This window comes from Undibacterium sp. Tian12W, from assembly GCF_049339405.1.
Classification (GTDB): Bacteria; Pseudomonadota; Gammaproteobacteria; order Burkholderiales; family Burkholderiaceae_D; genus Undibacterium.
The window spans coordinates 198,952-210,225 of the sequence record NZ_JBMPPK010000012.1 but is presented as its reverse complement, the minus strand read 5'-3'; the positions used below and the strand labels follow the sequence as shown (position 1 = coordinate 210,225).

The window sequence follows — 11,274 nt, the reverse complement described above, 5'->3', positions numbered from 1 at the left end:
ATATCGTGGGATGCAGAAGAACGCGCACCGCTTGTTCGTTACTTGTGCGCTGGCGAACTTGTTCATGGTTCGCAGGCGCTTGATGCGCATGCAAGGGGCATAGTGTGCCCAATGGGCGAGAAATCGCCCAGGAACTGATACAGATGGGGGAGATGTTCCCCAATTTGTGAAGATCATCATGTTCCTGCAACGCATTTCATGCTTTTGCCTGAACATGATTTTGAAATTGAAGAAAAATAGAACTTAATCAGACATTCCCTAATTTAGAGCGCGCGCCGACAATTTAATATTCAAATTTAACTTTATATTTCCAATGTTCATTATCGTCCATTGCAATCGAGTAAAAGGCCCGCACCCATATTTTCGCATCACTGTCCTTTAATAGCCCTGACAGCTTATAGAGACCATCGTAGATATCGTCAGTACCTTGAACAATCTCTTTACGCCCCTCCTTATTAAAAATAAGAACTGAGATTTTTTCAGTACCATTACTTTCATCTCTTTCAACTTCCATTTCCGCAGAAGTCCATGACTCTGGTGTAGCCATGATCAAAGCATTGGCTATATCAAAATCTATTTTTGCCTGACTTTCCAGAATTGAGTTCAAGATATCTCCTTAAATACCAAATTTTCTACTAAATACTTGACCACTACAATTAGCGCACAGGGGTGATTAGCTATGTGTCTTTTCATGCGATCATGGACATGCACATGATTTTCGCCTGCACTAATCATCGTCTGTGTAATCAAACATTCCTAAAAACCATAGATAACATCAAAGAACTATATCCTGAACTCCTACTTCATCCAAACATTCATCAACAAATTTTACTGCCAGCCCCAGCGACGGCTCCCATGAGCAATCATAAAGCAAGCCAACTATTCTTTCATTTACGCCAAACGAGTGTTGAATAATAATTTCAGTTAGTAAGACGATAGTGCCTAGTTGTGATGGACTGTGAATAATTGGAGCCAGTTCATCAGCAAATTCGATGCCAAATCTTTCTCTATATTCCTGGCAATTATCTTGGTAGTAATCAAATATAGCCTCTTCAGCTTGTGCAAGAAATAAGTCTGCTTTTTCGTCAAACCGCTGAAAGGCCTCTCGCTGACTAGATTCAATTTCATCGTCCTCATCACAAGGTATAGCAAGGTTGACGCTTATTGCTTTACCCAAAAAAATACAACGATATGGTCGAGTCCAACCATAATCATAATTGAGGTCACCTAGTACCCGGTCCTTTAGTTTTTTCACTATTCGTTCCCACACTTTTTTATATCAACGCACGTAGTGGCGACTCCTCCTGTGCTAAATGAATAGTATTTCAAATTCGCACGACACTGAAAAATGAGTTGGTACTGATGTCAGAAATCTCTATCGCAAGTGATATTGAAAACCCAGTTTTCTTAATATGCAAAGCATAAAGTCCAACAGGAAACTCAAGGAATATTCCACCTCTTAAGGCTTCAGGCTCTAATCCATCACTGCTCACTTCTTCAGCAGAACCAAAAAACACTCGTCCAGAATTAAACTTCAAATTTACGCTCATATCCGGCTCGTCTATAGTATCGACGATAGAGACAGAGTATTTACCATCACTTTCTAAATTCAAAAAAGCCACATTACCGTTATTCACTTCCTGAATTTCAGCACTTGGAATACTCCACCAATCCGCATCTTCTTCAAGACGATGTTTCAAACACGCCAAGTCAAAAACACACATAGTCGCAGTGTCAGTCACAAATTCAAAAGTATACATAGAAAATTCTTCAATTCAGTTTAAATTAATCACCAGCGTGCTTGGAGTTCCATAAATTCTAGCGCAGTAATCAGTTGAGTACATAGATATCACACCTAGCACAAGCACCCTCCCTCACTATTCCCCCAAACCCATATCCAATATTGTCCTCAATACTCTGAATAAGCAAAATTTTCCTCCAAGATAAAACCTCATGCTGACCCCGAAGCCAGCAGAAAAATACCTGGCGGACGACCATGCAAACCCGCATCCGCAACACCACAATCATCAGGGCAGTGCTACTGATCATGAGCCTCATGATCAGCATGACAAACAGCGCAGCCCAAGCCGCAGAAGCACAAAAGATTTTCTACGTACGCCCGGTTCCCGACAACGATGACCCCTACCTGCAGCAAGGCAGTGATGGCATCAAACAGGAAGCGCAGATGTACCAGATGCAAGCCACTACCCTGGCCAGCCAGGCTGACCGTGCAGGCAGGCAAAAGCAGTTGGAAAATGCCACCAGGCTGGGAGCGAATATCATTGTCATGATAGGCTATGAATTCAGGGAACTGCTCGATACCGTGCCACGCACTGCACCTAACGTTCGCTTCGTCATGCTGGAACAGTGCATTGCTAATCCACCACCGAATCTGCTCTGCATCAGCTTTCGCGAAAGTGAAGCCAGCTATCTGGCGGGCATGGAGGCGGCGCTGGTATCAGCCAGTGGCAAGATAGGTGTCATAGGTGCAGTGAAGACGCCGCTGAAGCAGAAACCTGTGGATGCCTTTATCGCCGGTGCGAAGTCCGTCAGGCCGGATGCTGACCTGAACCATATCGTCTGGATAGAAGGCAGCCAGCCCTTCAATGACACAGCACGTGCCGAAGTGCTGGCAAAGAGCATGCTGGCCGACGGTGTGGATATGATTTATGCAGCCGCTGGCAGCAGCAATAATGGAGTATTCAAAGCGCTTGCTGGTAATGGCAAGGTACGGGCGATAGGCAATTATGTCAACCAGTGTCCGAAGACTGGCGGCAAGGTTATCGACAATACGCAGGTACATGGAGATACGGCCATCAGCCTGGCGGTCGCTGCCATCCTGGGTGGATCAACTGCAACCAGGATTGAATATGGTTTGAAAGAAGGCGCAGTATCGCTGACCGGTATCAGCACGGACGCGGCATATTCTGATTGCGATATCCTGCGCCAGCGGCCTGTGCTGCAAAAACTGCGTGAAGCCAGTCAGGCGATTATCAAGGGCAAGTTGAAAGTGGAATGAGAAGCTGTATGGAAAAGTGCGTGTGCAAGAGGCGCAAGTAGGGTGCGCCGTGCGCACCGCCCTTGTCGTCAAAAATCTCAGGAGAAGTATGGCTTCATTCAAAGAAGCTTATGCCTGCGTCAAAAAATGGTGCGCATGGCGCACCCTACCAAGACTTCTTGACTTGAATTTATTCAGATTCTATTTCTTGTCCGACCACAAAATCCCGCCAGACGCCCAGTCTTCGCGCTTGATTTCCTGGATGATGATATCAACAGCATCGAGGGAGCAACCCAGGGTCTGGGCACTGGCTTCGGTAACAGCTTTGACAAAAGCACGCTTTTGCTCCAGCGTACGGCCTTCAAACATTTGTACATTGATGGTGGGCATGGTTTTTCCTTAAAAGGTGTTGAACAGTTAATGAACAATGCCCACCATCATAAATCAGTCAGACAAGATTTTCACAACTGTCGCTGATGTACCAGTTTGCCTGCTGCATAAGTGGCAGCTACTGTGCGGTCATCGCCCAGCATTCCCAAGGCAAACAGCAATTCATCGAGACTCTCGGTATGCCCGGTACGGCGTGCCAGCAAAGGTGTGGCCTGCGGGTCAAGCACGATGAAATCGGCTTCTGCATCCTTGACGAAATTACCTATCGTGCCTTCGAGTTGCATGCTGCGTGCACCGCCCAGGGTTGCCAGGTAAAACATGCGCAGCGCAGGCAGGTAAGTACCTCCCAGACGTGCCATTTTGTAGGCTTCATTCATGGTGCGCAACATGGAGAATGAAGTGCCACCACCGACATCGGTGGCCAGTGACAGGCTGACTTGCTGGGCGTCGGCACGTTCAAAATTGAACAGGCCGCTACCGAGGAAGAGATTGGATGTCGGGCACATCGCCACTGCCGATTGCGTTTCTGCCATGCGTGCACGATCAGCATCATCAAGCCAGATGCAATGGCCGTACATGGCACGCGGGCGCAGCATACCGTACTGGTCATACACATCAAGATAGCTGCGTGCTTTTGGATACAGTGCTTTGACCCAGGCTACTTCATCGGTATTTTCTGCGACGTGGGTCTGCAGGAAGGTATCGGGATAAGCCTGTGCCAGTTCGCCTGCGAGTTGCATTTGTGCGTCGCTGGAGGTAGGTGCAAAACGCGGTGTGATCGCATACAACTGGCGGCCACGTTTATGCCATTTCTTGATCAGGGTTTCGCTGTCGCGTATGCCACCCTCGGCAGTGTCGCGCAAGAATTCAGGACAATTCCTGTCCATCAGAACCTTGCCTGCCACCATACGCAGATTGCGTGCTTCACTCTCGGCAAAGAAGGCTTCGACGGATTCTGGATGGACGGTGCAATACACCATGGCTGTCGTCGTGCCTGAGCGCAGCAATTCATCAATGAAAAAATGCGCGACCTGGGCGCTGTGGTTGATATCTGCAAACTGGCGTTCAGTCGGGAAGGTATAAGTCTCCAGCCAAGGCAACAAACCAGGCGCTGGCGAGGCGATCATGTCGGTCTGGGGGTAATGGATATGGGTGTCGATAAAACCCGGCACAATGAGTTTGCCGCGGTAATCGATGACCTCTGTCCCTTCAGGCAGGCTGGCATGCAATTGGGCATATTCGCCGGCGGCGACGATCTTGCCGTCTTCGACGATCAACAGGCCATCTTCATGCCAGACATAAGCCTGCTCATGAAAGGCAGGGTCTTGCTGGAAATGCAGCACACTGGCACGGTAAGCTTGCAGCGTGTTTTTACTTGAAATATTGCTCATCGTGGTCTTTCTGAATTCTATCTTGCAGGCGCAATCAAGCCAGACCACGACTTGTGTATCAAGTCTGCAGGTCTGGCATCACATTCGCATTGATCTGGTGGGTGCTAAGCGCTAACAGCGAGAGTTTAACGCTTAGCCAGCGAGTGACACTCATCTAGCGCTCGTTTTTCTGTATTAGATGCAAAAACATCAGATCCTATACGCGCAAGCACACGGCTGAGTTCTTTTTGCTGATGGATGTCATGCTCTTCCCAGACCTGCAATAGCTGGGCAACGACAGAGGCAGCGATCACTGCCGGTTGCTTGCCGTGTATGCCGGGCAAACCTATGGGGCAGACCATGTCATTGAGGCGGGTCGCCGGTATGCCGCGTTCACGCAGACGGCGTTCAAACTGTACGCGCTTGGTTTGCGAACCTATGAGGCCAAACCAGCCCACATCCGGCAGGCGCAGGATGTGTTCAGACAGTTTCTGGTCCAGTGCATGGCTATGCGTGAGCACGAGGAAGGATGTGCCCGGGGCAGCTTTGGCGATCATGGCTTCTGGTGTATCCGTCGCTTCTACCGTGACATTAGCGGCCGGCCTGGTCGGGAACATGTCTTCGCGTTCATCGACCCAGGTGATACGGCATGGCAAGTCAGCCATGGCACGCACGATGGCGGCACCAACATGGCCAGCACCAAACAGCATCAGGTGGGCGCGGTAAGCGAGGCAGGAATCGAGCAGCCAGCGCTGGCCTGCTGCATCAGCCAGGACTTGACAGGGATTGCTGGTATCGATTTGCACTGGCAAACCCGTGGGCCAGGCAGGGCCTGTCAAATGGGTGCCATTGGCATCGCACAGGGTTGGCTCTTGCGCACTGTCGAGCGCCAGCAAACGCCAGCTATCCTGCCCCAGACGCCAGCGCTGGTTCAGGCAATTCAAGTAAGCCAGGCTATCAGCCTGCACGCGTTCAAAGGCGAGATGTACGACACCACCACAGCATTGACCCAGGCTGGGGCCTAACGGGAAGCGTTCAAAGCGGCGCTGGGCAGCAAGCTGGCTTTCTGGCAGGGCAAGCATGCTGCGGGCAATTTCTGTGGCCTTCATTTCCAGATGGCCGCCACCTATGGTGTCGAATAATTCATCTGCCGTGACCAGCATCTTGGCGCCCGGCTCACGCGGGCCGGAACCCAATACCGTGGCCACCGTCACCAGTATCTTGGGGGCGGCTTGTGTGGCAATTGCATTTAACCAAAGCTTCATGATGAACTCGCTTGTCTGACTTTATGTCTGACTTTATCTTAGCTGGCAGCAGCCATGGCTGCTACGCCATTGATGGCCGACAAAATCGCTTCACTGGTTGCCGGCGCATTCAGTGGCGGGTTATAGCGGTAATCTGCCACACTGGCAATCGCATCACGTATCGCAAAGAAAACAGAAAACGGCAACAGCAAAGGCGGCTCACCGACAGCCTTGGACCTGTGTATGCTGTCTTGCACATTGCGGTTCTTGAACAGGCTGACGCGGAAGTCTTCAGGGCAATCAGAAATCGCCGGTATCTTGTAAGTCGAAGGCGCATGCGTCATCAGCTTGCCGCCTTTGTTCCACCATAATTCTTCTGTCGTCAGCCAGCCCATGCCTTGTATGAAAGCGCCTTCTACTTGCCCAATATCGATGGCGGGGTTCAAAGAATTACCGGCATCGTAGAGGGCATCGGCACGCAGGAGTTTCCATTCACCAGTCAGGGTATCGACAATGACTTCGGATACCGAGGCACCGTAGGCATAGTAAGAGAAGGGATTGCCACTCATGGTCTTGGGGTCCCAGTGCAAACCCGGTGTCGCATAAAAACCGTCAGACCATAATTGCACCCGTGCCAGATAGGCTTTTTGCACCAGGGCTTCAAACGGGATATCCAGGCCATTGACACTGACCAGGCCCGCAGCAAAACGGATATCTGCCAGTTCGCCGCCGTAAGTCTTCACTGCAAATTCAGCGAGGCGCTGGCGCAGGGTATGCGCGGCATTTTGCGCGGCCTTGCCATTCAAATCTGCCCCAGTTGAAGCGGCAGTAGCCGACGTGTTCGCAACCTTGCTGGTGTCAGTGGCAGTAGCACGCACCTTGTCCAGGTTCAGGCCCAGTTCATGCGCGACCACCTGGCAGACCTTGGTATTGACGCCCTGCCCCATTTCACAACCGCCATGATTGACGAGCACCGAGCCATCGGTATAGATATGCACCAAAGCACCAGCCTGGTTCAGGTGAGTGACGTTGAAGGCGATACCAAATTTAACCGGCGTCAGTGCCAAGCCTTTTTTGAGGACGAGGCTGCTGGCATTGAAAGCCTTGATGTCAGCACGGCGTTGTTGGTATTCACTGCTGGTTTCCAGTTCTGCCACCAGTTCATGGATGACGTTATCAACAACCTTCTGGCCATACTGTGTAACGTTACGACCCTCTTCGTCATTGCGACCATAGAAATTAATCTTGCGTATATCAAGCGCATCCTTGTTCAGATCGCGGGCAATATTATCGACGATGTATTCAATCGCAATCGCGCCTTGCGGGCCACCAAAACCACGGAAGGCGGTATTCGACTGGGTATTGGTCTTGCCGCACATGGCGCGGATATCGACATCGCCAAGATAGTAAGTATTATCGAAATGGCAGACGGCGCGGGTTGCCACCGGTGCTGACAAATCGGCAGAAAAACCAGCACGCGACACCATCTCTACCCTGGCGGCAATGATGCGGCCTTCATCGTCGTAACCGACTTCATAATCATAATGGAAGCAATGGCGTTTGCCGGTAACCATCATGTCGTCATCACGGTCAGCACGCAGCTTAACCGGGCGTTTCAGATGGACGGCAGAAATCGCAGCCGCTGCTGCCCACAAGGCCGATTGCGATTCCTTGCCACCAAAACCACCACCCATACGGCGGCATTCAACCACGATGTTGTGGCTGTGTACACCGAGTGCATGTGCGACCACATGCTGCATTTCACTGGGGTGCTGGGTCGAGCACAGCACCAGCATGCCACGGTCTTCTTTAGGTATCGCGTAAGAAATCTGGCCTTCGAGATAGAACTGTTCTTGCCCGCCTACATATAATTCACCCTTGACGCGGCGAGGTGAACGCTCGAATGCAGCCTGCGCGTCACCACGCTGCAAACGCATGGGTGGCAAGACGAAGGACTGGGCTTTTTTCGCTTCTTGTGGCGTCAATATTGCAGGCAATTCTTCATAGACGATCTCGGCCTTGCGCACGGCACGGCGCGCATTATCATGTGTATCAGCGACGACGATGAAGATGGGCTGGCCTACATATTCAACCAGGCCTTCTGACAGGATGGGGTCATCATGGATGATGGGGCCGCAGTCATTGGTGCCGGGGATATCCTTGGCGGTGTAGACCGCCACTACGCCGCGTGCACTTTTGACTGCATCAAAATTCATGGACACAATATTTGCATGCGCCTTGGACGACAAGCCAAGCGCCGCATGCAGGGTGCCCTGCACTTCTGGGATATCGTCGGTGTAACGCGCCTCACCCAGCACATGCAGCACTGCGGATTCATGCGGATGTGATTTGCCTACCTCTGCCCAGTCTGCATGGTCTTTGGCGAGATTTTTGTCGGTCAGGAAAGCGTCAGTTTGGGTATTCATGTTTTCTCCTGAGCTTCTTTAAACAGTAACGGGGGCAAAGACATTGATGGCCTGCAGTTTCAGCGGCGCATCGGTGCGTGTCTCCAGCCAGAAACGGCGCAAGAGATTTTGTGCTGTCTGCAAGCGGTAGGTATTGCTGGCACGCATATCGGTCAGTGGTGTGTAATCCTGCGCCAGCAAGGCCATGGCATTTTTCACTGTTGCTTCATTCCAGGCTTGCCCGTTCAGGGCTGCTTCTGCCAGCGGTGCGCGGCGTGAGGTAGCAGCCATGCCACCGAAGGCGATATGCGCATCACGCACGATGTCGCCATCCAAGCTAATTGCAAAAGCGGCGCAGACGGCAGAGATATCCTGGTCATAACGCTTGGCGAGTTTATAGGTGCGGAATTGTTGCCCGGCTTTGGGCAGGGGTATGCGCACGGCAGCGACGAATTCGCCGGGCTGCATATCCTTTTTCATATAGTCGAGGTAGAAACTCTCGAGCAACAACACGCGCTGGCCGCGCACACTGTGCAAGACGATCTCAGCGCCAAGGGCGATCATCCACGGTGCAGAATCCCCAATCGGCGAGCCATTGGCGACACTGCCACCGAGCGTGCCGGTATTGCGTATGGGTTGCGAGGCAAAGCGCTGCCACATCTCGGTCAGTTCATCCGGGTAATGCTGGCAGATTGCGCCATAGGCGTCATTCAGTGACACGGCTGCACCTATCTCCAGCATGCCATCCACGGTCTTGATGTGTTTTAACTCATCAACTTCACGCACATAAATGATATTGCCCAGGTCGCGCATTTGCTTGGTCACCCACAGACCGACGTCGGTGGAACCTGCCAGTATGGTGGCCTTGGGATTAGCTTCACGCACCTCCGCCAGTTGCTGCAAAGTGCGCGGCGCATAGAAAGTCTGGCCATCAGCCGTATAGCTGAACATCTCGCCACGCTGCAAACCTTGCAAGCCGCTGATAACAGCTGCACGGTCAAACTCAGCCACTGGCAATTCACCCATGCGCTTTGCCGCATCAATGATGGGGCGGTAACCTGTGCAACGACAGAGATTGCCGGACAGGGTTTCGTCTATCTCCTTGCGGCAAGGCGGAACATTATCCCCTTCTTTTTTCAGGTACAGGCTCCACAGGGACATGGCAAACCCCGGTGTGCAAAATCCACATTGCGAGCCATGACATTCCACCAACGCCTGTTGCACAGGATGCAGTTCACCATTCTTTTGTTGCAAGTCTTCTACCGTAAACACGGCCTTGCCATCAAGCGTAGGCAGGAATTGTATGCAGGAATTCACCGACTGCAATTCCAGCTGCCCATGTTTCATTTCTCCAACGACCACCGTACACGCTCCGCAGTCACCCTCGGCACAGCCTTCCTTGGTGCCGGTGCAATGCAGGTCTTCACGCAGATGCTGCAACAGCGTACGCGTAGGCGCAGCATTGCTTACCTGCTGGATTTGGCCTTGATAGTAGAAACGAATAGGGTCAGACATGAATGCTCCGGTATGAAATTCTTATGGGGCGAGGTTAGCATCCGCGGCGCTGACATCTATATGCATAAAATGATGTAGCTTATCTGCGTGCAAAAATATAAAACACCAGACCAACACCCTCGCAGGCTGGAAAGCCTTGCCAGTATTCAGTATAGACAGTACGGGAGAAAACGCAGGTCGGGGTGTAAATGGGGGATATCACGGTTTTTATATACTGGCTTGAGCACACAATATGCTCTGCACTGGGCTTAAGTTTCGACGTCTGGTATAGGCCTCAGCCTTACCCGGAGGCCACGGTCAATATTCAGACTACAATCAACCATGAAATAAAACTCAAAAAAACCTACAAATTTATGTATGATTTGCAACTCTTTTAATCAGCCGGGCTTGCGCATGTACACTTCTACGTTCACTTTCAAGAAAAAACAGTATGACGATGTTTTTTATGCGCTGGATGAACAGATAGCCAGCCTGGCTAAATCCACGCCCGGTTATCTCGGTGAAGAGACTTGGGAAAATGCGACTACGGGCCAGATTTCAAATGTATATTATTGGGATAGCCTGGAAGCCCTGCAGGCCTTGATCGCCAATCCCATACACCAGCAAGCCAAGGCTGCCCAGGCCAACTGGCTGGATGGTTACCAGGTTGTGGTGGCAGAGGTCTTGCGTACTTATGGCGATGGCAAGCTGGAACATCCCTGTGCTGAAATTCACAGGACGTGAATTGATTAAGTATGAGAGTAAATTCTGAGCATTTCTGAAAGCACAAGCATATGAAAACCGATCTCAGCATAGTACTGGTTGCCGCTTTATTGAGCAATGCACCAATGGTCAGCGCAAGCAGCCAGGATGAACAGGCATTGATGGCTGGGGTACAAGGTTTTTATGGCTGGGTGCTAAAAAATGGCAAGCAGGTTTCAGCCCTGCAACCACAAATCAAGGATATTGCGGGCAGCAAGAAATTCCAGCTGGATACCAAAAACCTCAAGGCTTTCAGTGGCAAGTTCATGGCTTCCGGCTATTTTGCACCTGACTTCCCGGCAGCGCTAGAGCGTTACTATGGCAAGTACCAACAGCAATTCAAGGCTTATACCGATGCCGAATTTGCCCAGATGGCCAAGGATGGCCGTGGGCCGCTGATGGAAACAGAAGACATGGATATCTTCTTTTGTGCCCAGGAATATGAGTACAAGAGCTCTTTCATCAAGAAAATCAAGGCCAAGACTATCAAGCTGGATGGTGACAAAGCCAGCGTCACCGTAGTCTCGCCTTATCAGTGGCAAGCTGAATTCAAGTTCGTCAAAGTCGATCAGCGCTGGCTGATTACTGGCTACTGTGTGTTCCAATAAGCC

General features: G+C 51.0%; 11 protein-coding genes. 3 read left to right on the top strand and 8 right to left on the bottom strand.

The features are described 5' to 3' along the window. Positions 1-283: 283 nt before the first annotated feature. The 3 genes from ACO0LI_RS17015 to ACO0LI_RS17005 form a co-directional block, all read right to left on the bottom strand. Positions 284-607 (bottom strand): hypothetical protein, encoded by a 324-nt coding sequence (locus ACO0LI_RS17015; protein WP_423033937.1) that lies wholly within the window; start codon positions 605-607, stop codon positions 284-286. 168 nt (positions 608-775) lie between these two features. Further along, complete coding sequence (locus ACO0LI_RS17010) at positions 776-1,255, bottom strand: DUF6985 domain-containing protein (RefSeq protein WP_423033935.1); 480 nt, start codon at positions 1,253-1,255, stop codon at positions 776-778. Between the two features lie 70 nt (positions 1,256-1,325). Then, a complete protein-coding gene (locus ACO0LI_RS17005) occupies positions 1,326-1,760 on the bottom strand; it encodes a DUF6386 family protein (protein WP_422951639.1) in 435 nt (144 codons plus the stop codon). Positions 1,761-1,996: 236 nt separating this feature from the next. On the opposite strand from ACO0LI_RS17005, the gene ACO0LI_RS17000 reads away from it, so the two are divergent. After that, positions 1,997-3,019, top strand: coding sequence for a BMP family ABC transporter substrate-binding protein (locus ACO0LI_RS17000; protein WP_423033933.1), 1,023 nt, complete (start codon positions 1,997-1,999; stop codon positions 3,017-3,019). A 180-nt stretch (positions 3,020-3,199) separates the two neighbouring features. Here ACO0LI_RS17000 and ACO0LI_RS16995 read toward each other — a convergent pair whose 3' ends face one another. The 5 genes from ACO0LI_RS16995 to xdhA form a co-directional block, all read right to left on the bottom strand. Beyond that, the gene (locus ACO0LI_RS16995) at positions 3,200-3,388 is read right to left on the bottom strand and encodes a 4-oxalocrotonate tautomerase (RefSeq protein WP_422951641.1); all 189 of its coding nucleotides are present in this window, start codon (positions 3,386-3,388) and stop codon (positions 3,200-3,202) included. Between the two features lie 71 nt (positions 3,389-3,459). Next, positions 3,460-4,779 carry a guanine deaminase gene (guaD, locus tag ACO0LI_RS16990; RefSeq protein ID WP_423033931.1) on the bottom strand — a complete coding sequence of 440 codons (1,320 nt, stop codon included), beginning with the start codon at positions 4,777-4,779 and terminating at the stop codon, positions 3,460-3,462. A gap of 125 nt (positions 4,780-4,904) precedes the next feature. After that, positions 4,905-6,023: a xanthine dehydrogenase accessory protein XdhC gene (gene xdhC, locus ACO0LI_RS16985; protein WP_423033929.1), complete on the bottom strand. Its 1,119-nt coding sequence runs from the start codon at positions 6,021-6,023 to the stop codon at positions 4,905-4,907. A gap of 38 nt (positions 6,024-6,061) precedes the next feature. After that, positions 6,062-8,428, bottom strand: coding sequence for a xanthine dehydrogenase molybdopterin binding subunit (gene xdhB, locus ACO0LI_RS16980; RefSeq protein ID WP_423033927.1), 2,367 nt, complete (start codon positions 8,426-8,428; stop codon positions 6,062-6,064). A gap of 18 nt (positions 8,429-8,446) precedes the next feature. After that, positions 8,447-9,922 carry a xanthine dehydrogenase small subunit gene (gene xdhA, locus ACO0LI_RS16975; protein ID WP_423033925.1) on the bottom strand — a complete coding sequence of 492 codons (1,476 nt, stop codon included), beginning with the start codon at positions 9,920-9,922 and terminating at the stop codon, positions 8,447-8,449. Between the two features lie 393 nt (positions 9,923-10,315). On the opposite strand from xdhA, the gene ACO0LI_RS16970 reads away from it, so the two are divergent. Then, a complete protein-coding gene (locus tag ACO0LI_RS16970) occupies positions 10,316-10,645 on the top strand; it encodes an antibiotic biosynthesis monooxygenase family protein (protein ID WP_423033923.1) in 330 nt (109 codons plus the stop codon). A gap of 50 nt (positions 10,646-10,695) precedes the next feature. Next, entirely contained in the window at positions 10,696-11,271 is a 576-nt protein-coding gene (locus ACO0LI_RS16965) for a hypothetical protein (protein WP_423033921.1), read from the top strand. Positions 11,272-11,274 lie beyond the last annotated feature (3 nt).